The following is a 21,911-nucleotide window of genomic DNA, read 5'->3' as shown; positions in this document are numbered from 1 at the left end:
TTGCACACGGCACGCACCACGAAACAATTCCGCTGGTACGTCTCGGTTTTCGACGACCACGGCCCGGGTGCCGGAGGGACACCGGATCCGGGCACGAGGTCGGTCGCGGTCGGCCGGGGCCCGGTTCAGCAGCCGGAGTCGGCGATGACGAAGTAACCCGCGGGGGCCTCCTTCAGGGTGTGCGTGATGGCGACGTTGTAGAGGCCCATGTTCTGGTTCGAGCCGTTGGCGTAGGTGTAGCCGCCGCTCTGGTGGGCGCGTCCGGCCCGCACCTGGTTGTAGTTGTCGGCGGTGTAGCACTTGGGCGCGGACCCGGTCGTCGTGGCGGTGACCGAGGCGGCCGACGCGCCGGCGGCGCCCGAGGAGTCGATCGCGGCGACGGTGTAGTGGTAGGCGGTGGCGGGGCTCAGACCGGTGTCGGTGTACGTGGTGCCGGTCGTGGAGCCGGTCTTCGTGCCGTCGCGGTAGATGTCGTACGACGCGGCGCCGCTGACGGCGTTCCAGGTCAGCGAGGCGCTGGTGTCGGTGGTGCCGGTCACCGTGAGACCGGTCGGCGCGGGCAGCGAGCCGGTGCCGCCGCCCTGGCCCGCGCCGCCGTCCAGGCCCCAGAACGTGGCGGTGTAGTAGCTGGAGCAGATGGCGGCGAGGTAGTACGCGCCCGTGCTGCCGCACTGGTCGGCGCCGGAGCCGGGGTCCACGGCGAGGCCATGGGTCATGCCGGGGACGGAGAACAGGGCGACCGCGGGTTTGCCGGTGCCGTCGTCGTAGCGGCTCTCGGTGGTGCCCCCGGGCAGGCTCCGGGTGCTGGAGGCGGTCTGCCCGATGCCCCAGACGTCGGTCCACTGGTCGCGCAGCTCGGTGCCGTTGACCGGGGTGACGGTGGTGTCGGCGGTCCCCTGCCAGACGGCGACCCGGGGCCACGGCCCCGAGTGACCCGGAGCGGAATTGCGCACCTTGTCGCCCCACTGCTTCGGGGTGAGGTTCTGGCTCCCGTACTGGCACCCGGAGGCGGCGGTCAGGGTGGTGGCGCACTGCGCGGGCAGGCCGGAGTCCACGGAGCCGCCCGCGAACACGTCCGGATAGTCGGCGAGCAGATCCGCGGTCATGCCGCCGCCCGCGGACAGCCCGGTGACGAAGACACGGCCGCGGTCCGAGCCGTACTGCGCTACGGCGGTGTCGACCATCTGGACGACCGAGGCCGCCTCGCCCTTGCCCCGCGTGTCCTTGGTCGAGTCGAACCAACTGAAGCAGGACAGGCTGTTGTTGGCCGTGCCGGTCTGCGGGTAGACCACGGCGAAACCCCATTGGTCGGCGAACTTCTGCCAGCCGGAGTGCGTGTGGTAGTCGCTCGCCGACTGGCTGCACCCGTGCAGGGCCACGACCAGGGGGGCGCCCGCGGGCAGGCCGGACGGCGCGTACTCGTACATCGCCAGGTTGCCGGGGTTCGAGCCGAAGCCGGTGACCTGCTGGAGGGTGCCGGCGGCCGCCGCGCCGGCGGTGAGAGGGGTGAGGGCGGTCAGACCCGCGGCGAGCAGGCCCAGTACGGCGGCCTGTGCGGTGCGCCGGAAGAATCCTTGCCGGGTGGTGTGTGGCATGGTGCGACTCCGATGGCTGGTGGGCGGGGAGGCGGCGGCGCCGGGCGCGGCGCGCCGCCCGGCGGTCCCGTCTCGCCCGGCGTGCCCCGTGCCCGTGCCTTCGGCCGGCCGGGCGCGGACCGGACCCGCGTCCGGCGCGTCGTCGTACCGGATTGCTGGAAGCGGAACGTACGACCGCCGCTCCCGGCGCGCCATGTGGGGGGCAGCCAGGGCGGCGGCGCCCGGCGTGGTGCACGCGGCCATGGTGCGGGCGGGGGCGCCGTGCGACACGGCGGACCGCGCGGGGCCGTCCCGCGGACCCGCTCGGCGGCTTCCCAGAGGGTGCGCCCGCGGGTGGGCGGGCGGGGCTGTCCTCGCCGTCGTCCGGCCGTCGGCGCATGGTGGCGGCGCCCATCCCGAGGTGCGGAAATGTGTCGGTGATCCACGTGTCTCGCCCCGGGGTTCCTGCCTACGGTGTTCGACCATGGACAGTGCCAAGACGCCCCAGCATCCCGGGCCCGGTGCCGCCGTCGCGGCCGGACCGGCCTCGAACCGGTTCCTCGCCGGCCGCAAGGCCCTGGTCACCGGCGCGGCCAGCGGGATCGGCCGGGCCTGCGCGGAGGGCTTCGCCGCGGCCGGTGCCGAGGTCTATGTGGTGGACCGGGCCGCCGAGGCGGCCGAGGAGGTGGCCGGGGCGATCGGCGGCATCGCCGTGGTGGCCGACCTCTCCGAGGCCGAGGCCGTCGACGCGTTGCCAAACGACGCGGACATCGTGGTCAACAACGCGGGTCTGCAACACATTGCGCCGGTCCACGAGTTCCCCCCGGACCGCTTCACGCTGATCCAACGGGTCATGGTGGAGGCGCCGTTCCGCATCCTGCGCCGCACGCTGCCCCATATGTACGCGGGGGCGTGGGGCCGGGTGGTGAACATCTCCTCGGTGCACGGACTGCGGGCCAGCGCCTACAAATCGGCGTACGTCACGGCGAAGCACGCGCTGGAGGGGCTGAGCAAGGTGGTCGCCCTGGAGGGCGCCGCGCACGGTGTGACCAGCAACTGCCTCAACCCCGGATATGTCCGCACGCCCCTGGTGGAGCGGCAGATCGCCGACCAGGCGCGCGCCCACGGCATTGCGGCGGCGGACGTGCTGGACCAGGTGTTCCTGGAACGCACCGCGATCAAGCGGCTGATCGAGCCGGTGGAGGTCGCCGAGGCGGCCCTGTGGCTGTGCGCGGAGCGAAGCGCCCATCTGACCGGCAGCTCGATCCCCCTGGACGGCGGCTGGACCGCGCGCTGACGTCCGTCAACACCTCGGCGCCCTTCACCGGTTCAAGCCATTGGCCTGCCGGAACCGTGCAAGACGGACGTTCGGGGGTATCCGCAGCCGAGATCGGGACGCGGCACCGCGCTCGTCCCCCCGTCGGCGAAAGGAGACATGGCGCATGGCCACCGACGCGAACTCAGCGAGGATCACGGGGAAGGTCCAGGGCCGGGACATCACCCTGGAAGGGGGCCTGTCGAAGGACGAGATCAGGAGCCGGGTGTGGTGGTGGCGGACGTCCGGCTCCGGGACCGCCGGGCAACGGGACGACCATGGCCATGAGTACGACGACTCGCAGGCGGACGTGATCGCCACCCTGGGCGGCTACTACAGGGTCTCCGGCGATCCCCGCACGCATGAGGCCGAGGAACTGGTGGAGTTGGTGTACACGGAACTCAACCCCACTGACTGACATACCCGTTGAAGCCGGGCGGCTCGGGTGCATGGGCCGCGGCGGCGGGGGCAATCGGTGATCACGTCTCGACATGACGAGAAGGAGATCACCGTGAACAAGGGACAGTGGATCACAGGCGGCGCGCGCGAGGAGCTGGCCGACGCCTTCGCCGGGGAGTACCGGCAGGGGCGGTCGATCCGTGCCATCGCCGAGGCGCACGGCCGGTCGTACGGCTTCGTGCATCGCCTGCTCGGCGAGGCGGGCGTGCCGCTGCGCGCCCGGGGCGGCGATGTGCGCACGGAAGCCGGCCGAACGGCGCGATGACGTGCGGAAAGTCGCCGGAGCGGGGCATGTGGTGACACGGCGGGGGCAGCCGGGATGCCGGGGGAGGAAGGTCCCCTGTCCACCGTCAGGTCAGGAAGGACTCCGCCGTGCCGCTGCCCGCCGGGAAGGAAGTGCGCGCGCTGCTCGCCCGGTTCGCCGAGGCCCGCTTCCGCCCTGATCTCCAGCCCACCGGCCGTTCGAGCCGCGAGCTGGATACAAGCCCGAGAGCCGTAGAGCCGTAGAGCCGTGGAGCCGTGGAGCCGTCAGCGCTCCGGGGCATCCGTATGTCTTCGATCTTCGTTCCCTGCCCGAAAGAGAGCCACATGACCATACCGGTGCGCCCGCTGCGACCTGTCCGCCGAGACCGGCGGTTCGATCTGCGGACGACCACCTGGTTCTTCGTCCTGCTGGCGATCGTGCTCTGCCTGCTGGCGCTGGTGGTGCGCCTGGCGGCGGGTGTCGTCGAGCGTCGCCCGCTGTGGGCCGCCGTGCTGGCCGTGCTCGCCGTCGCCGGGGTCCTGCTCTGGCGGCCGGGTCGGGGGCGGCTGTCCGCCGGGAGGTACGCCCGGCGGGCCGCCCGCGCGCTGGAGGCGGGGGCCGAGACGGCGTCCGGCAGTCTCCACCTCACACCGGTGGACATCGCCGTGCCCGGCGCGGACGGTGAGGAGCCCACACTTCTGCTCGACTCCCCCGACGCCTATGCCGAGTTGGACCCCGACGGATTCGAGCAGGCCATCGCCGAGCTGTGCGTCCGGGAGGGCTGCGGCGAGGTGGAGGTGGTGGGCGGGGCCGGCGATCTGGGGGCGGACGTCGTCGCGGTCACGTCGGAGGGGCTGCGCGTGGTCATCCAGTGCAAGCAGTACGGCGACACCAACAAGGTGGGCTCGCAGGACATGCAGCGCTTCGGCGGCACCTGCTTCACCATTCACCGGGCCGATGTCGCTGCGCTCGTCACCACCAGCGAGTTCACCACACCCGCCCTCGACTACGCGCGGCAGTGCGGCATCGTCTGCGTGGACGGAGTGGAACTGGAGGCGTGGCGCGAGGGAACGGGCCCGAGCCCCTGGGATCCGCGCCGATAGGACGGGATTTGGTGCCGACGGCCCGCCAACTCCTCAGCCGAGCAGGTGCCGTTGCAGCCAGTCGGCGGCGGCGCGGCGGAAGAGCCGGCGGTTGTCGGCGCGGAGGAAATCGTGTCCTTCCTCGCGCAGGGTGAGGAGTTCGGCGGGCACTCCGCGCTCGCGTGCCGCTCGTACGAACTGCTCCGACTCCCTGGGCGGCACATTGGTGTCGTGCTCCCCGTGCACCGCGAACACCGGTGCCCGCAGCGCGTCGATACGGGTCATCGGGGACAGCTCCCGCAGCAGTTCCCGATCGCGTTCGGGATGGCCGTACTTGTGGGCCGCCGACTGGGCGATCCAGGGCTCGGTGCCCTCGAAGAACGTCGCCAGGTCCGACATCCCGCACACCGCGACGCCGGTGCGGAAGAGGTCCGGATGCCAGACCAGGGAGGCGAAGGTGAGGTAGCCGCCGTACGAACGGCCCATCACCGCGAGCCGGGACGGGTCGGCCGGACCTGCCAGTACGGCGTGTGCGGTGCAGTCCGCCACGTCGTCGAGGGCGGCGAACCGGCCCCTTCCCAGGTCGGCGTCGACGAACGACCGGCCGTAGCCGGAGGAGCCGCGCACATCGGGCGCGAAGATGTCCAGTCCCCGTCCGAGGATCTCGTGGTACAGCGGGTCGAGGACGGGGCGTTCCTGGTCCTCGGGGCCGCCGTGCAGATGGATGACGCAGGGCGCCGGTTCGCCGGGCGCGCGCCCCGGTGCGCGGTAGTACCAGCCGTTCAACGCCAGCCCGTCCCGGGCGGTGGGGCGCAGCGGAACCGGTCGTACGGGCGGGCGGCCGGGCGGGACGGCGTCCTCGTCCCGGGAGGACCAGGGGGTGCGGACCGGGGTGGCGCCGTCGGGCAGCCACCAGATGCCGGGGCGACGGCGGGATCCCGAAAGGGCCAGCGCGAGACGGGAGTCGGCGTCCGTGACACGGGTGACGACCTCGTGGGGCAGGGAGACGTGCCGGGACGCGGAGCCGGACCCCTCTTCCCGCCGGGCCTCCGTGTCCGTGTCCGTACCCGTGTCCAGGATCTCCACGTCGCTCATGCCCCGGACGTTCCAGGCGAGCACGGCGGTGGCGCCGTCGCGGGTGTACCGCAGCAGTTCCAGGTCGCTGCCCTCGCGTGCGGCGACGGTCGACCAGCCGAGCGGTCGGCCGTCCGGGTCGAGTTCGGCCGTGAGCAGGACCGCGAACTCCCGGTGGGCGTTGCTGCGCAGCCGCAGGGCGTCCGCTCGGGGGGAGAAGCTGCCGATCCAGGGGTCCCCGTCGGCCACCGGCATCACACAGGTCGTCACATGGTCGGCGGTGCGCAGCACGACCGCCTCGCGCCGGCCGCGCGGTCCCCGGCGCAGCAGCGCGAGCGCCCCGTCGCGGCTGAGGTCGCACACGCGCAGTGTCGCCGCGTCCTGCACGGCGGCGATCAGGACGGGGGCGGCGACCGCGTCGGGGTCGACCAGATACGCCGACAGCCCGTCGCCGAAGCCGGTGCCGCCCGGGAGGGCGCCACCCGGGGCGCCGATGGGCGTCGTCCCCAGTGTGACGGCGGGCGACGGCAGGGCCGCCGGGCCGCGGTCCGTGTGGGGGGCCGGGCCGAGGAGTTCCGTCTCGCCCGTCCGGCCCCGCCAGTGGTCCGGCAGACGGCCGTCGAAGAGGCCGGAGCCGAGGTCGATGTCGAGGCCGAAGCCACGACCGGTGCCGGTGCCGGGGCCGGACGGGCCGTCGCCGGCCGTGGTGTCCGCACCGGGCGGGGACGGCGGGGCGGGCGGCCCGGTGGGGACCGCGACGGTGACCGTGACCGCCGATCCGTCGTGCGCCCAGCAGCCCAGGTGGGCGGAGCTGCCCGGTTCGGCTCCGGCCAGGATCTGCCGGTCGCTGCCGTCGGGGCGGACGCACAGCACCCGGGTGTGCTCACCGCCGCCGGGCGCCGTGGTGTAGGCGATCCAGCGGCCGTCGGGCGACCAGGACACCTCCCGTACGGGGTCCGGGCCGTCGTCGAGCAGTCGTACCGGCTCCCCGTCGGCGGGGCCCGTCCACAGCTGCGGTACGCCGCCCCGGTCGCAGATGAAGGCGAGCCGGGTGCCGGCCGGGTCGGCCGAGGGGTACCAGCAGCCGTGCGCGATGAGCCGCGTCGGCGCGTCGCGGGGCCCGGCGGCGTCCGGCAGCGGGATGCGGGCGGGCGCGGCGAAGGCTGCGGTCAGGCCGTCGGAGCCCGCCGGGGGCGGGCCGCCGGTGCCGTCCGGGCGCTCGGCGGGGCGCTCCTGCGGGCCTGCGGTGGCAGGCCGTCCGGCGTCGGCCGTGCCGCTGCCGCGCGGGCGCTCCGCGACGGGCTCCGCGGCCGGATCCGGTGCGGTCGCGTCCCCTGCGGTCAGATTCCGTGCGTTTGAAGCCATATCTCCAGCAAAGCCACTTGCCACAGCGCGTTCGCTCCGCGCTTGGTGCGGTGGCGGTCGGGGGCGGCGAGGAGTGCGGTGACGTAGGAGTCCTGGAAGACGCCGCGCCGCTTCGCCTCGGGGGCGCTCAGCGCGTCGCGCACCTTTTCCAGCACGGGTCCGGCCATATGGGTGATCGCCGGGACGGGGAAGTAGCCCTTGGGGCGGTCGACCACCTCGGGCGGCAGGAGTTTGCGGCCGGCCTCCTTCAGAACACCCTTGCCGCCGTCGGCCAGCTTCAGCTCCGGGGGGCACGCGGCCGCCAGTTCCACCAGTTCGTGATCGAGGAACGGCACCCGGGCCTCCAGGCCCCAGTCCATGGTCATGTTGTCGACCCGCTTGACCGGGTCGTCGGCCAGCATGACGTGGGTGTCCAGGCGCAGGGCGGCGTCGAGTGCCGTCTCGGCCCCGGGCACCGCCATGTGCTCCCGCACGAACCGGCCGGACACGTCGTCCTCGGTCAGCATGTCCGGGCGCAGGATGGCGGAGAGGTCCTGGTGCGGCCGGTCGAAGTAGGTCTCGGCGTACCGCTGCGGCTCCTCCTCGCGGGCCGCGTCGGCCAGGCGCGGGTACCAGTGGTAGCCGGCGAAGACCTCGTCGGCGCCCTGCCCGCTCTGGACGACCTTGACGCTTCGCGAGACCTGCTCGGACAGCAGATGGAAGGCGACCACGTCATGGCTCATCATGGGCTCGCTCATCGCCGCGACCGCCCCGTCCAGGGCCGTCGACACGCGTCGCGAGGGGATCAGCAGCTGATGGTGATCGGTGGCGAACTCCCGGGCCACCAGGTCGGAGTACCAGAACTCGTCCCCCTCGTCACCTGCCTCCGCCTCGAAGCCCACGCTGAACGTCGCCAGGTCCCGCTGCCCCTCGTCGGCCAGCAGGGCCACGATCAGGCTGGAGTCCAGTCCGCCGGACAGCAGGACGCCGACCGGGACGTCCGCGACCATGCGCCGCTGGACGGCGGTGCGCAGCGCGTCCAGTACCGCGTCCCGCCACTCGGCGGCGTCCATGCCGAGGTGCTCGGGGCGGCGGGTGTACGACGGCTGCCAGTAGCGGTGGTCTTGGTGGGTGCCGTCCGGCTCGACGACCCGCACGGTGGCCGGGGGGAGCTTGCGCACCCCCGCCAGCACGGTGCGGGGCGCGGCCACGGTCGCGTGCCAGCTGAGGTACTGGTGCAGGGCGGCCGGGTCCAGCGAGGTGTCGACGTCGCCGGCCGCGAGCAGCGCGGGCAGCGAGGAGGCGAAGCGCAGCCGCCCGGCGGTCCGCGCCAGGTAGAGGGGCTTGATGCCGAGCCGGTCGCGGATCAGGATCAGGCGGCCGGTCCGGTGTTCGACCAGGGCGATGGCGAACATGCCGTGGAAGTGGTCGACGCAGGCGGTGCCCCACTGCCGGTACGCCGCGAGGACGACCTCGGTGTCGGAGGTGGACCGGAACCGGTGCCCGAGGGCGACCAGCTCCGCCCGCAGCTCCCGGTAGTTGTAGATGCAACCGTTGAAGACGCCGGTGACCTCTCCTGCGATGTCGGTCAGGGGCTGGGCCCCGCGCTCGGAGAGGTCGATGATCTTCAGCCGGCGGTGCCCCAGGGCCACGGCGTCCCGCGTCCAGACCCCCTGCCCGTCGGGGCCGCGGGGGGCGAGCCGGTCACTCATCCGCTCCACGGCCGCCAGATCGGGCCGGGTGCCGTCGAAGCGCATCTCCCCGCTCAGGCCGCACATCCGCGACCACCTCCCCGGTGCGCGTACGGATCGCGCGGGGAGCGCGGCGGATGCGGCGGGTACGGCAAGTGCGGCGGTGAGGTGCGCGGGAGGCCGCGCACCGGCATGTGGCCGGGACGGGTCGACACGGGGATGCTTCTCCTTCGCGACGGGGGGCGGCTACGCGGCGGCCTGCCCCGGGGAGGCGACGCGGCGGGCGGGGGCGGTGCGCCGTGGGCGCGGGCGCTCCTCGCCCCGGGTCTCCGCGATCGCCAGATCCGTGCAGGCCAGCAGGTCGTCGTGGTGGGCCGTACGGCGGATGCGGTGGGCGGCGCTGCCGTCCGCGAGCGCGCGTTCGGCCAGGCCCCGGACCGTGGGCCAGTCCCCGGCGGCCTCCAGTGCCGGGCGCACCCGCCCCAGCAGACCCCGGACGACCTGGGCCGCGGGTGCCTCGCGCCGGGTCGCGGGGTCGATCAGGGCGCCCTCCAGGCCCGACCGCGCGGCCCGCCAGGCGGCGGCGCGCAGCCATTCGTGCGGGCCCGGACAGGTGGGCGGCTCGGCCGCCGCCAGTCGCGCACGGGCGTCGGTCACCAGGGCGCGGAAGAGCCCGGCGATCAGTACGACCGTCTCGGCGCGGGGACAGGCGTCGCAGATGCGCAGTTCCAGGGTCTGCTGATGGGCGGAGGGCCGGATGTCGTAGTAGATCATTCCCACGTCGCTGATGACGCCGGAACGGACCAGGCCCTGCACCACCGCGTCGTACTCGGCGGCATTGGCGAAACAGCCGGGCGGACCCGCGGTGGGCCAGCGCTGCCAGACCATGGTCCGCCAGCTGGCGTACCCGGTGTCGGCGTTCGCCCAGAAGGGGGAACTGGCGGAGAGGGCCAGCAGCGCGTGCAGCCACGGGGACACCTCGCACATGACGCGTACGGCCAGGTCCCGGTCGGGGACGTCGACGTGCACATGGGTCCCGCAGATCAGCTGCTCGTCGGCGACCAGGCGGTAGTCGTCGACCATACGGCGATATCGGCGCCCGGGGGTGGGGCGGGTGTCGTCGGCGCGGGCCAGCGGCACGGTACCGGAGGCCACGACGGCCAGTCCGTGTGCGTTCGCCGCGGCATCGAGCCGGCGCCTGGCGCCGGTCACATCGTCGTACAGGTCGGCGAGAGTCTCATGCACACCACTGTTCGTCTCCACGGCCGCCTGCTGCAACTCGGTCGTGAAGGTGTGTTCGGGGAGACCCTTCAGCACGGCATCGGCCCGCGGGGCGAGTCGGCCCGTCTCCACCTCGACGATGTGGAATTCCTCTTCCACTCCGATACGAACGGTCACGCGCACTCCTAGGTGACGGCCGAACGCCGGCAACCGCGCCCGGAAACCGCCCCGCCCCATCAGTTTCCCGGAGGCGAGTTGTGCCCCCCGACTTCCCACGAGGCCCATTGCTAAGCGTCCGGCCCGGCGGCGGGCGCCGCAGCGGCGGTCCGACGCCCGCCGGGTTGCCCGTACGGGCCGCTCATACTGCCCCTTCGTACCTGGCGCCGACGCTCTCGAACACGTATCCAGAAAGAAGTTGATCAACACATTCTGGAGGAGAGACCCCTTGCGTGATCACGAGGACGCCAAAGCCACCGGGATCGGCAGGGACCGTACCTCTTCCCGCAGAGCGGACCCCGCCCCGGCCGCGCAGCCGGCCGGGCTGCTCGGGCTCCAGGCCGCGGTCGGCAACGCGGCGGTCGTACAGATGCTCCGGCGGGCCGGTGGGGCCGAGGCCGAGGTGCAGAGGTCCGCCGTCCACGACGTGCTGCGCGCCGGGGGCCGGCCGCTGGACGAGGGCGTGCGGACCGACATGGAGGCGCGGCTGGGCGCGGACTTCTCCGACGTCCGCGTGCACAGTGACGCCCGGGCCCGGGCGTCCGCGGCGGCCATCGGGGCGCGTGCCTACACCTCGGGCAACCACATCGTGATCGGCGACGGCGGCGGGGACCGCCACACCCTCGCGCACGAGCTGACCCATGTCATCCAGCAGCGTCGGGGGCCGGTCGCGGGCACGGAGACGGGCGACGGGCTGCGGGTGTCCGATCCCTCGGACCGCTTCGAACGGGAGGCGGAGGCGACCGCGCACCGGGTCCTGCGCGGCTCACCGGCCGGCGCGGCGGCGCAGGCACCGGCGGACGCGTCCGGGGCGACCCCGGCGGGTCGGCCGTCGGTCCAGCGGCTGCTGGTCCTCGGGCAGAAGGGCGAGGCGAAGGCGGCCGAGCCCGCGTACGCGGAGATACGGGCGGAGCTCACGGACCCGGAGCTGATCGGCGCCTGGGAGGACACGAAGAACAAGCCGGCGATCATGAAGGTGCTCGACGAGTGGATCACGGCGCCGAAGCAGTCCACGCCCCAGGCCACCGCGAAGAGCAGGCGCGGCCCCCGGGACGCGCTCGCGCGCTCCTACGCGACGATGGACGAGGCGGCCTCCGCCGTGCTGGACCGGGTCAACGCCCTGCCGGTCGCCGAGGTGGAGAAGGCGATCTCCGATGACGTGGCCGTCGACGCGAAGATCAAGGAGGTACTGGCCCAATTCGTGGCGAACGCCCTGCGGCCGTGGCTCGCAGAGCAGCGGACGCAGGTGACGAAACTGGAGGACATGCTCTCGAAGACCGTGGCGGAACTGGCGTCGGTGCGTCGGCTCTATCTGCCGTACATCGAGTTCGGCGAGAAGACGCTGGACGGGATCCTCGGCGACCCCGAGGCGCAGGGCTTCGCCACGCTCATCAGTGCCATCCATGACATCGCCGAGATCCTCTACGACATCAAGGAACTCGAACAGCATGTCACGGTCTCCGAGGAGCAGTTCAAGGGATATGTGCTCAAGGACGGGGCGAAGCTCGCGGGCCCGCGCAACTCGCCCGCCTGGGCGCTCGGTGACGGGGCGGGCGGGAGCGTCGACGATCTGGAGCGGACGCCCGTCCCCAACACGTTCCGGGGGGCGATGGCGACCCCGAACCAGCGCAACGACCAGGTGCGGACCGCCGGGCACCTCGGCTACCCGGTGTCGCTCGGGCCCTCGCGGACGACGGGCAAGCTGATGAAGCTGGCCGACACGACCGGTGCCGACCCGGCGGTCAAGGAGGCCATCGCCTACTCGCTGCTGGCCCTGTGGTACACGGACTACCGGCGCGATCTCACGGACATCCACCGCTATCACTTCGTGATGGACATGGCCGCCAACTTCGGTGTCGCCTACGACCCTTACAAGGCGCCGCGCAATCCGGCGACGGGCCAGGACTACTCCCAGCTGATCGCCGACACGCTCGACAGGTTCCGCAAGAACCACGAGGAGGAGTCGGCGCGGTACTGGAAGAAGGACGAGGAGCTGAAGCTCGCTCCGCCCGCGGTCCCCGGTCCGGTCAACGGGCCGTCGGCGGGTGAGCAGTCCGCCCAGGCGGTGGAGGAGGCGGCACCCGCGTGGAAGACCGACCCGGTCGCACGGGCCGTGATGGCGGCCCTCAAGGCCGCGCCCAAGTTCCGGATCCCGGGCGAGAAGCAGGACGCGGTCAGCCGGCTCCAGCTCACCGAGGAGCAGTTCGACGCGGCGTTCATCCTCCTGACCGCGAAGGACCATGTGGGGAACAAGCCGCTGGTACAGATCGACCGCATGGGGCTGGTGCTCACCAACCCCGGTAAGACGGCGGCCAAGAAGGCGACGGATCTGTGATCTCGGGGACGTCCCACGAGGCGGCCGGCGGCCGGTGAACGGACCGGCCGCCGGGCGCCTTCGCGCCTTACGCGGACGGGCCGTCCGCCAGTGTCAGGAATTTGTCGAAGACACCCGGGTCGAACAGGAGCCCGTTGGACTCGACCGGGATCTGATACCCGTTCACCACGGCCGTCGGTGTGCCCGGCCCGGCATGCCCGTTGCCGTGGCCGGCGGCGGCGTAGGCGCTCTCGGCGGAGTTCACGAAGCCCCGGTACTTCATCGACCTCACCGCGGCGTCGAAGGAGGGGCTCCGCAACCCCTTGACCTTGCCCGCCAGTTGCAGCAGGCGCGCGTCGGTGAAACCGTCCACCTCCTCGGCGGGCTGGTTCTGGTAGAGGACGGCGTGGTACTCGGCGAACTTCCCCCTCTCCAGTGCCGCGCGCAGCGCGTTGACCGCCTTCTTCGACCCGTCTCCGCCCAGCCGCGGGTCCAGGAACGACGCCATCGTGTACTCGACCTTGGCCTTGTGCCGCAGCACCCACTTGGCCAGGACCGGGCCCCCGCCCGCGGTTTCGAACTCCTTGCAGACCGGGCAACGCGGGTCCTCGTAGAGGCGCACGGTCATCCTCGCCCCGGGGTCGCCCACCAGAACGGTCGAGCCGTCCGGCTCCACCTTCTCGGGCACCTCGGCAAGCCCCGGGTACGCGGCCTCGGTCCGGCTCGTCGAACCGCCGCCGCCACTCCCCTGCCGCGGCCCGCCACCGTCCGCGGCTCCCTGGTGTCCCGGCCCGCAACTCACCACGGCCGCACCGAGCAAACCGCTCACCACGACCGCCGTCAGCCCTCTGTGCGCACGCTTCATCCGCATCATGCCCCCCTGTGATTCTGGAAAAGGGGAGGGTAAGCCATCCGCGGCCGGTCGCCGCGGCCGGGGTCCGGCATCGAGGGCCGAGGAAGTTTCCTCCGGTAACTCGGTGGTCTGTTACGGGCTTTGGGGGGCATCCGGACAGCAGGAAGGAGGGGTGCCGGATGTCGACCGACCTCACGCGGCCGCCCCGACGGATGCCCGGCTGGGCGAAGGTGGTGGCCGCCTTCGTGCTGGTGCTCGTGGTGCTGTTCGCCGGGATCAGGCTGGCCGTGCTCCCGGGCGTCAAGGATCTGCTCGGCACCGAGACACACGACCGCTCGGGGCCCGCTCTCCTCAAGTCCATCAACGACATGAGCCGTTACGACGCGGCCTCGGGCAACTTCCAGGTGGTCGTCGACCTGGAGAAGGACGCCAAGTACCTGCCGGACGCCCTGCACGGCACCCGCACGCTGTACGTCGGCGCCGGCACCGTGGAGGCGTACGTGGACCTCGGCCAGGTCGGCGACAAGGACGTGACGGTCAACAAGGACCGTACGTCGGCCACCTTGCGGCTCCCCCACGCGCGACTGGGCAAGCCCGCCCTGGACGCCGACCACTCCTACGCCGTCTCCAAGCAGCGCGGACTGCTCGACCGCCTGGGCGACCTGTTCTCGGACAACCCCGACAGCGAGCACGCCGTACAGAAGCTCGCCGTGTCGCACATCGGCGAGGCGGCCAAGGGCAGCGGACTGACCGCGCGGGCCGAGAGCAACACGACGGACATGCTGGAGGGTCTGCTGCACTCCCTCGGCTTCAAGGACGTGCACGTCTCCTACGGGTGAACCGCCTTCCGTTTCAGGGTCGTTGACGACTGGAGGACCGATGGCCCGCACCGCTCTGTTCTCACGCACTGCTCTGTTCTCACGCACCGCCTCGTCCGGCCGCGCGCCTCGGACAAGTCGCCTCGCGAAGGCGCGAGCGCGCTGGAGTGGCGGCGCGTTCCGGCGCGCGAAGGCGGGCAACGCCCGTGACACCGCGGGGCAGGAGCCCGCCGTGGAGGCGGCGCCGGTCCGCCGTCGGCACGTCCTGCCCCTGCCGGTCCGGTTGCTGGCGATGCTGTGCGCCTTCGTCCTCATGGTGGCCTTCGCCGTCGTACTGGCCAAGATCACCCTGTCGCCGTCCCCGGCCTCGGTCTCCCTGGCGCACAGCAATCTGCATCCCGGCCGCTCCATCAGGGCCTATCTGGAGCAGCCCGGACTACGGGACGCCGTCAAGCAGATCGGCGGCAACATCCTGCTGGGCGTGCCGTTCGGGGTACTGGTGCCGGTGCTCGCGCCGGGCGCCCGGGGCATCTGGCGCATACTGCTGCTGACCGCGACCGTGATGCTGCTGGTGGAGATGGCCCAGGGCGCCGTGGTCACCGGACGCGCCTTCGACGTGGACGACGTCATCCTCAACACGTCCGGCGCGCTGCTCGGTTACCTGCTGGTGGGCCGCAGGCTGGGGCGGGTGCACGACCGCCGGGCGCACGATCGCCGGATGCACGATCACCGGGCGCACGACCGCCGGGTGCGTGATCGTCGCGGGCGCGCCTGACCGGGGCCGCTCACCGCCCGTACGCCCAGGACGCCCACAGCCGGGCGTAGGCGCCGCCCGCGGCCCGCAGTTCGCCGGGCCGCCCCTGTTCGACCACCCGGCCGTTCTCCATCACCACCACGACATCGGCCGTTTCCGCCTGGGAGAGCCGGTGCGCCACCACGACCGCGGTCCGGCCCTCGGTCACCGCCAGGGCGGCCCGGTCGAGGGACTGGGCCATGTCGCTGCCCGCCTCGGCCGTCGCCTCGTCCAGCACGACCACCTCGGGATCGAGCAACAGGACGCGGGCGAGGGCGAGTTGCTGTACCTGACGAGCCGTCAAACGGGTACCGCCCCGGCCGACGGCGGTGTCGAGGCCGTCCGGCAGCGCGGTGGTCCAGTCCGCCGCGTCCACGACGGCGAGCGCGGCCGCGAGCTCCTCGTCCGACGCCTCCCGGCACGCGAGGCGGAGGTTGTCGGCCACCGACCCGGGGAACAGGTGGTGCTCCTGGGTGACCAGTACGATCCTGCGCCTCCCCGGCGCGTCCGGGCGGGCGAGGTCGACGGCGGGGACGCCGTCCAGCGTGACACCGCCCGCGTACGGCGCGCGCAGCCCGGCGATCAGCGTCGCCAGCGTGGACTTGCCCGAGCCGGTCGCGCCGACGACGGCCAGCCGCTGCCCGGGGCGGATGTCGAGGTCGATGCCGTGCAGGATGTCGGGGCCGTCCCCGTACCGGTGGCGGACGCCGCGCACCGCGATCCCCTCCGCCGGCCGGCCGGGCGGCGGCTCGGGGTGCCGTTCGGCCACCGGCGCGCCCAGGGTGACGCCGACGACCCGGGCGAGCGCGGCGGTCGCCTGCTGCACGGTGTCGAACGTGCCGAGCAGGGTGTTGACCGGGTCGAACAACCCGACGAAGAAGAGGGCCGCCGTGGTCGCGGCCCCCACGTCGGCGCGTCCGGTGCGGACCAGGGCCCAGGCCACGAGGAGGACCGCGCTCAGACCGGTGAACTCGGCGATGTTGAGGCGCCCGTAGAAGCGGGTGGCCGCGCGGGTCGCCCGGAACTCGTACGACATCGCCGCCGCGGATGCCTCGTCCACGCGGGCGTACCGGCCGGGTCCGAGGCGCAGGGCGCGCAGGGTGGGCAGGGCGGTGAACGCGCCGAGCAGTGCCGAGGCGCGGCGGCCCTCGGCGGTGCGGCCGGCCGCGTAGAGCGGCTGGGAGGTGCGCAGGTACCAGCGCAGAGTGTGTGCCTGGAGGGGCACCGCGAGGAGACCGGCGACGGCGAACCGCCAGTCCAGCGCGGCCAGTCCGGCGAGCGCGGCGAGGATCGCGAGCGCCGCCGCGGCGAAGTCGCCGAGCGCGCCGGAGGCGGCGTCCGAGACCCGTTCCGTGTCGCCGGAGACCCGGGCGACCAGGTCGCCGGTGCCGCCCGCCTCCACCGTGTCCACGGGCACGGCGAGCGCCGCGGTGACGGCGTCCTCGCGCAGCCGGCCCGTCACCGTCAGGACGACCCTGGCCAGCAGCACGGTGGCGGCCCACGCGGTGAGCGCGCCGGCCACGGCGGCAGCGGTCAGCAGCAGGACGGGCCCGACCAGCGCGCTCGGACCACGATGGTCGGCGACGGCCTGGGTGATCCGGCCGATCGCCACCGGGCCCGCCAGGGTCAGGGCGCTGTCCAGGACGAGCGCGGCGAGGGCCGCCCACAGTGCCGGCCGCCGGTCGCGCAGGGCGTCGCGCAGCCTGGCGCGGGTCTGCCGCGCGGTGGCGACGGGGAGCAGCGTCGTCGCGGTCTCGGGGGTCGTCACGGCGTCACCACCCGGTCCGCCGCGGGCACCTGGACGACCCGGTCGCAGCGCGCGAGCCAGGCCGGGCTGGTCGTGATGACCAGGGTGGTACGGCGTTCCCGTACCCGCCGGACCCGGTCGGCGATGGCGTCCTCCGTGGCCGCGTCCACGGCGGTGGTGGGGTCGTGCAGCACCAGCACGGGTGGCCGGGCGGCGAGGGCGCGTCCCAGGGCGATGCGCTGGCGCTGGCCGCCGGAGAGGGTCTCGCCGCGGTCGCCGACCGCCGTGTGCGCGCCGCGCGGCAGGGCGCGTACGACCTCGTCGGCGAAGGAGGCCCGAGTGGCTTCGGTCACGGCGGTGGGGTCCTCGGTGAGGGCGGCCAGGTTGTCGGCGACGGTGCCGGGCAGCAGCACCGGCTCATGGTGGCTGACCAGCACGGTGGCTCTGAGCGCGGCCAGCCGGAGCGCCGTCAGATCGGTGCCGTCCAGCAGGACGCGGCCGCCCCCGGGGTCCTCCTCGCGGGCCAGCAGCAGGGCGATCGCGTCGGCGTCGGCGGGGTCGGCGCACACGAGGCCGGTCATCTCACCGGCGGGGACGGACCACTCGGCCCGGCTCCCGCCCGGCAGCGGTACGCCGCGGAAGTCGAGGGTGCCGGGCGCCTTGTCCGCAGACGCCCGGGCTCCGGTGTCCGGCGGGGTCGGTGTCAGGCGGTCCGCGACGGGGTCCGCCGGTTTCCCGTGCGGCGGCAGCGGGGACCGGGCCGCCGCCGGTTCCGGTACGGCCGGTGGCGCGTCGAGCACCTCGTGGACGCGCGCGGCCGAGGCGAGGGCGCGGACGTAGCGTGCGTGGGCGGCGCCGACGACCCGCATCGGGCCGTTCACGAACTGGGCGAGGCCGAGCACCGCGATCAGCCGGCCCAGGCCGATCCGGCCCTCCAGGGCGAGCCCGCCGCCGACCGCGGCGACGGCGGTCAGACAGAGCCCGGTGAGCAGGACGCCCACCGACACCAGCGCGCCCTCGGCGGACACCGCGCGCCGCGCGGCGCGTACCGCTTCCCGGCTGCCCCGGGCGTAGTCGGCGGCGACCGCGCGTTCGGCGCCGATGCCCTTGAGCACCCGCAGCCCCCGGACGAGTTCCTCGGCCAGAGCGGTGGCCCGCGCCTGCCGGTCCTGCTCGGTGCCGCTGGTGCGGCGCAGGAGGTGGGAGAGACGGTTCTGCGCGAGCAGAACCCCGGCGGTGCCCGCCACGACGAGCGCGCCCAGTCCGAGGGAGATGCGCAGCAGCAGCACCGTGGAGCCGAGCAGGACGACCACCGCGGCCACCGTACCGGCGAGGGCACCGGCGAAGGCACCCACCCGCTCGGCGTCGCCGGACGCGCGGCTGAGCAGGTCGCCCGGCACCAGCCGTACCCCGCCGGCCGGGCGCAGCACGCGTTCCGCGAGCGCCATGCGGAGCCGGTGCTCGGTGTGCTGCCGGGCGCGCGCCGAGGCCCGCGCGCCGAAGCGGTACGACAGGGACAGCAGCAGGAAGTCCAGCGCCAGCAGGCCGAGCCAGCGGACCGTCGACGCGGGGGTGGCCGACCGGACGGCCTCGCCGACCGTGGCGCCGACGAGCACCGGCACCAGCGCCTCGCCCAGTTGGTGGGTGCTGAAGAGCGCCGACGCCAGCAGCAGGTCCCGTCGGCGGTTGCCCAGGGACCACCACAGCAGCGCACCGGGGGAGGCGGCCGGGGCGGGTGCGGCGGCGGAACGGGGAGCCGGGACGGCGGGGCGGCGGGGAGGGGCGGCGGCGGGAACGGTCACCCGGCCACGTTAGGGTCACCTTACTTTTGTCGTAAACGCAGCAGGGCGCCACCGTATGTCGTGCATCGGCCATGGACAGCGGGCGGGAGCACATGAGCAGGAGCGGGAACGCCGGGCATGGCACACGAGCAGACCATCGATCTCGAACGGTTCGAGATGGTCCGGGGGCAGACCTTCCGGCATCACGTCCATGACGAGCACCAACTCGCCTGGGCCAGCACCGGTGTGGTCATGGTCGACATCCAGGACCGCTGCTGGGTGCTGCCCCCGCATCTGGCGCTGTGGATCCCGGGCGGCGTCCGGCACGCCACCGGGGCGCTGCGCGAGACGGTGCTCCAGGGCGTCTACCTGGACCCGGCGACCTGTCCACTGGCCTGGACCCGGCCGACCGTGCTCGCGGTCCCGCCGCTCGCCCGGCATCTGATCGGGTACCTGGCCGGCGAACTGCCGGCCGCGGGGCGCGCGCACGCCGAGGCCGTGCTCCTGGATGTGCTGCGCCCGGCGGAGGCCACCGTGTTCGAGCTGCCGCTGCCCTTTGATCCGCGGGCCAGACAGGCCGCCGCGCTGCTGCTGGACGATCCCGCGGACCGGCGCGGGCTGGGCGAGCTGGGGCGTGCGGTCGGCGCCAGCGAGCGCACCCTGCTGCGGCTCTTCCTGGCCGAGACGGGGATGACGTTCACTCAGTGGCGGACCCGTGCCCGGCTCCAGGCCGCGCTCGTCCACCTCGCCGAGGGCCGGACCGTCGGACGGGTGGCCGAGCGGGTGGGCTATGCGACGCCCAGCGCGTTCGTCGCCGCGTTCCGCCGGGTGGCCGGAGCCACGCCCGCCGCCTATTTCGCCCGGTCGAGGGGGCCGGAGGGGGAGACGAGCTGATCGGCGAGTCGCGGGGGGAGTCACGGGTGGCGCATCGGCGAGTCGCGGGTGGCGGATCGGCGACATGAGGTGGCGTCCGACCGGCTTGCCGCGTCCTCGGCGACACCTCTACCTTTTTAGGTAAGGCTAAGCTAAGTTCCCCCGCCGGTTCCTTGTATCGGCAGGTATGTCGATGTCGCCGAGGAGCACGATGGGCACCACCACGATCAGCACCACCGATACGGTGCCAGGAGCCGAGGGCACGGACCGAAGACCGCGCACGGCCGTGCTCGCCGTACGGCTGCTCGGTCTCCTCCTCGCCTGCGCGCTGCTGGTCCTGGTCACCGTGGTGAGCGTCGCCGTCGGTGCCAAGGCCATCCCGCCCGGCGACGTGCTGCGCGCGCTGTTCCACGGCCCGGCCTCGGTGGACGGCGCGGTCGTCCTCGACCTGCGGCTGCCGCGGACGCTGCTCGGCATCACCGTCGGCGCCGCGCTGGGCCTCGCGGGCGTGCTGATGCAGGCGCTGACCCGTAACCCGCTCGCCGACCCCGGCATCCTCGGCGTCAACATGGGCGCCTCGGCGGCCGTGGTCGTCGCCATCGCGCTGTGGCGCACCACCGATCCTTCCTTCCGTATCTGGTTCGCGTTCGCCGGGGCAGGACTGGCCGCCGCGCTGGTCCAGTTGCTCGGCTCACGCGGCCGGACCGGTCCGGCGCCGGTACGGCTCGCGCTCGCCGGTACAGCGGTCAGCGCCGTGCTCAGCGCGCTGATCTCCGTCGTCACCCTGCTGCGCCCTGACGTGTTCGACCAGTTCCGTTTCTGGGGCGTGGGCTCCCTGGCCGGGCAGCCGATGTCCGTCCTCACCGGGATACTGCCGTTCCTCGGCGCGGGCGCGCTGCTGGCCCTCGGCCTGTCCGGTTCGCTCAACGCGCTCGCCCTCGGCGACGACACGGCCCGTGCGCTCGGTACGGCCGTGCTGCGCACCCGCGTCCTCGGGATGCTCGCCGTCACCCTCCTGTGCGGAGCGGCGACGGCCGCGGTCGGTCCGATCGCCTTCGTCGGCCTGGCGGTTCCCCATCTGGCCAGGGCGTTCACCGGGCCGGACCACCGCTGGCTGATGCCGTACTCCATGGTCCTCGGAGCGAGCCTGCTGCTCGGCTCCGACATCCTCGGCCGGGTGGTCGCCCGGCCCGGCGAGATCCAGGCCGGGATCGTGACGGCCTTCGCCGGAGCGCCCGTCTTCATCGCCCTCGTCCGCCGCCGCAGGATCGCCGAACTGTGACCACCGAGACCTCTTCCCGACCCGCCGCCCCCGGCGGGGCCCGCCACGGCACCGTGCTGCGCGGCCGGGTGCTGCGCCTGAACGGCGGGCGGACATCGCTGCGCTGGCAGCCGCGCACCGTCGTGGTCTGCCTGCTGCTGACCGCCGCCTGCCTCACGATGGGCGTGCTCGGTCTGACCACCGGCACGTACCGCGTCCCGCTGTCGGACGTGCTCGCCTGTCTGCTGGGCCACGGCTCCGGGGCCGATTCCTTCATCGTCGTCGGGCTGCGGCTGCCGCGGCTGGTGTGCGCCCTGCTGGCCGGTGGCGCGCTCGGGATGAGCGGCGCGGTGTTCCAGAGCATGTCCCGCAATCCGCTGGGCAGTCCCGATGTCATCGGCTTCACCAGCGGCGCGGCGAGCGGTGCCGTGGTGCAGATCGTGCTCTTCCACGGCGGACCGTTCGCCACCGCCGTCGCCTCGGTCGGCGGCGGCCTGGCCACGGCGCTGCTCGTCGGTCTCATCGCGGCGGGCCGCGGTCCGGCCATCGGCTACCGGATCGTGCTGATCGGGATCGGCATCAGCGCCATGCTGACCTCACTGACCGCGTATCTGCTGACCCGGGCCAGTCTGTACGAGGCACAGGACGCGCAGATCTGGCTGATCGGCAGCCTCAACTCGGCGAGCTGGTCCGTCGTCACGCCCCTGGCCGTGGCCCTGGTGGTGCTGGTACCGGTCACCGTCGTCGCCTCGCGCGCCCTGCACTGGCTGGAACTCGGCGAGGACACCGCCCGGGGCCTCGGGGTGCCGGTGGGGCGCGCCCGGATCGTGCTGGCGGTGGCCGCCACGGCCCTCGCCGCGGCCACCACCGCCGCGGTCGGCCCCATCACCTTCGTCGCGCTGGCCGCCCCGCATCTGTGCCGCCGGCTGGTCCGCTCCCCCGGCGCGCCGGTGGTGCCCGCCGCCTTCATGGGCGCCCTGCTGCTCACCGCGAGCGACTTCGCCGCCCAACGGGTGCTGCCCGGCACCGAGTTGCCGGTCGGCGCGCTGACCGGGGTGCTCGGCGGGCTCTATCTGTGCCGGGTACTGGTCACCCGGCACCGGGCGGGCAGGGCATGACCGGCGCCCGCGCCACCGGGCGCCCGCGGCCACTCCCCGCGCCGCCCCGCGAACAGTTACCCCAGACGGGTCCGTGAACCCCCGCACCCCCGTCCCTCTTTATCCGCTCATCCGTCACCCCCACCCCCCTCCT

The 21,911-nt window shown here is 73.5% G+C and carries 17 protein-coding genes; 10 read left to right on the top strand and 7 right to left on the bottom strand.

What is annotated here, in order from left to right; all coding sequences use genetic code 11:
* Positions 1–125 precede the first annotated feature (125 nt).
* Positions 126–1,595: a PHB depolymerase family esterase gene (locus AB0N90_RS31310; protein WP_365202304.1), complete on the bottom strand. Its 1,470-nt coding sequence runs from the start codon at positions 1,593–1,595 to the stop codon at positions 126–128.
* A 463-nt stretch (positions 1,596–2,058) separates the two neighbouring features.
* Between AB0N90_RS31310 and AB0N90_RS31305 the strand changes: the two genes are divergently transcribed.
* The 4 genes from AB0N90_RS31305 to AB0N90_RS31290 all read left to right on the top strand — a co-directional run bounded on the left by AB0N90_RS31305 (position 2,059) and on the right by AB0N90_RS31290 (position 4,695).
* Positions 2,059–2,871, top strand: coding sequence for a 3-hydroxybutyrate dehydrogenase (locus AB0N90_RS31305; RefSeq protein ID WP_365202303.1), 813 nt, complete (start codon positions 2,059–2,061; stop codon positions 2,869–2,871).
* Positions 2,872–3,016: 145 nt separating this feature from the next.
* Positions 3,017–3,307, top strand: coding sequence for a hypothetical protein (locus AB0N90_RS31300; RefSeq protein WP_365202301.1), 291 nt, complete (start codon positions 3,017–3,019; stop codon positions 3,305–3,307).
* A gap of 93 nt (positions 3,308–3,400) precedes the next feature.
* On the top strand, positions 3,401–3,613 hold the full coding sequence (locus AB0N90_RS31295; RefSeq protein WP_361673441.1) for a helix-turn-helix domain-containing protein: 213 nt from the start codon (positions 3,401–3,403) through the stop codon (positions 3,611–3,613).
* A 323-nt stretch (positions 3,614–3,936) separates the two neighbouring features.
* Entirely contained in the window at positions 3,937–4,695 is a 759-nt protein-coding gene (locus tag AB0N90_RS31290; protein WP_365202298.1) for a restriction endonuclease, read from the top strand.
* Positions 4,696–4,728: 33 nt separating this feature from the next.
* On the opposite strand, the gene AB0N90_RS31285 is transcribed toward AB0N90_RS31290, so the two are convergent.
* The 3 genes from AB0N90_RS31285 to AB0N90_RS31275 form a co-directional block, all read right to left on the bottom strand.
* Positions 4,729–7,113: a prolyl oligopeptidase family serine peptidase gene (locus AB0N90_RS31285; RefSeq protein ID WP_365202296.1), complete on the bottom strand. Its 2,385-nt coding sequence runs from the start codon at positions 7,111–7,113 to the stop codon at positions 4,729–4,731.
* Entirely contained in the window at positions 7,089–8,870 is a 1,782-nt protein-coding gene (locus tag AB0N90_RS31280; protein WP_365202295.1) for an N-acetylglutaminylglutamine amidotransferase, read from the bottom strand. Before AB0N90_RS31280 ends, AB0N90_RS31285 begins: the two co-directional genes overlap by 25 nt.
* Before the next feature lie 159 nt (positions 8,871–9,029).
* Positions 9,030–10,181, bottom strand: a complete 1,152-nt coding sequence (locus tag AB0N90_RS31275) for a glutamate--cysteine ligase (RefSeq protein WP_365202294.1) — start codon at positions 10,179–10,181, stop codon at positions 9,030–9,032.
* 409 nt (positions 10,182–10,590) lie between these two features.
* Here AB0N90_RS31275 and AB0N90_RS31270 point away from each other — a divergent pair, with 409 nt between their 5' ends.
* The gene (locus AB0N90_RS31270) at positions 10,591–12,555 is read left to right on the top strand and encodes a DUF4157 domain-containing protein (RefSeq protein ID WP_365202332.1); all 1,965 of its coding nucleotides are present in this window, start codon (positions 10,591–10,593) and stop codon (positions 12,553–12,555) included.
* Positions 12,556–12,622: 67 nt separating this feature from the next.
* Here AB0N90_RS31270 and AB0N90_RS31265 read toward each other — a convergent pair whose 3' ends face one another.
* A complete protein-coding gene (locus AB0N90_RS31265; RefSeq protein ID WP_365202292.1) occupies positions 12,623–13,222 on the bottom strand; it encodes a thioredoxin domain-containing protein in 600 nt (199 codons plus the stop codon).
* Between the two features lie 344 nt (positions 13,223–13,566).
* Between AB0N90_RS31265 and AB0N90_RS31260 the strand changes: the two genes are divergently transcribed.
* Both AB0N90_RS31260 and AB0N90_RS31255 read left to right on the top strand, forming a co-directional pair.
* Positions 13,567–14,226: a DUF4230 domain-containing protein gene (locus tag AB0N90_RS31260; RefSeq protein WP_365202290.1), complete on the top strand. Its 660-nt coding sequence runs from the start codon at positions 13,567–13,569 to the stop codon at positions 14,224–14,226.
* Between the two features lie 271 nt (positions 14,227–14,497).
* On the top strand, positions 14,498–14,980 hold the full coding sequence (locus tag AB0N90_RS31255) for a VanZ family protein (RefSeq protein WP_365202330.1): 483 nt from the start codon (positions 14,498–14,500) through the stop codon (positions 14,978–14,980).
* A gap of 10 nt (positions 14,981–14,990) precedes the next feature.
* Here AB0N90_RS31255 and AB0N90_RS31250 read toward each other — a convergent pair whose 3' ends face one another.
* Together AB0N90_RS31250 and AB0N90_RS31245 are read right to left on the bottom strand one after the other, a co-directional pair.
* Complete coding sequence (locus tag AB0N90_RS31250) at positions 14,991–16,766, bottom strand: ABC transporter ATP-binding protein (protein ID WP_365202288.1); 1,776 nt, start codon at positions 16,764–16,766, stop codon at positions 14,991–14,993.
* Entirely contained in the window at positions 16,763–18,547 is a 1,785-nt protein-coding gene (locus AB0N90_RS31245) for an ABC transporter ATP-binding protein (RefSeq protein ID WP_365202287.1), read from the bottom strand. Before AB0N90_RS31245 ends, AB0N90_RS31250 begins: the two co-directional genes overlap by 4 nt.
* Positions 18,548–18,664: 117 nt before the next feature.
* Between AB0N90_RS31245 and AB0N90_RS31240 the strand changes: the two genes are divergently transcribed.
* From AB0N90_RS31240 to AB0N90_RS31230, 3 genes are all read left to right on the top strand, one after another.
* Positions 18,665–19,420 (top strand): helix-turn-helix transcriptional regulator, encoded by a 756-nt coding sequence (locus AB0N90_RS31240; RefSeq protein WP_365202285.1) that lies wholly within the window; start codon positions 18,665–18,667, stop codon positions 19,418–19,420.
* 190 nt (positions 19,421–19,610) lie between these two features.
* Positions 19,611–20,681, top strand: coding sequence for an iron chelate uptake ABC transporter family permease subunit (locus AB0N90_RS31235; RefSeq protein WP_365202284.1), 1,071 nt, complete (start codon positions 19,611–19,613; stop codon positions 20,679–20,681).
* A complete protein-coding gene (locus tag AB0N90_RS31230) occupies positions 20,678–21,778 on the top strand; it encodes an iron chelate uptake ABC transporter family permease subunit (protein WP_365202282.1) in 1,101 nt (366 codons plus the stop codon). Before AB0N90_RS31235 ends, AB0N90_RS31230 begins: the two co-directional genes overlap by 4 nt.
* Positions 21,779–21,911 lie beyond the last annotated feature (133 nt).

This window comes from Streptomyces sp. NPDC093018 (genome assembly GCF_040684035.1).
GTDB classification, from domain to species: domain Bacteria; phylum Actinomycetota; class Actinomycetes; order Streptomycetales; family Streptomycetaceae; genus Streptomyces; species Streptomyces murinus.
Note: the sequence above shows the minus strand (reverse complement) of the source record. Positions and strands in the feature narration are given on the sequence as shown.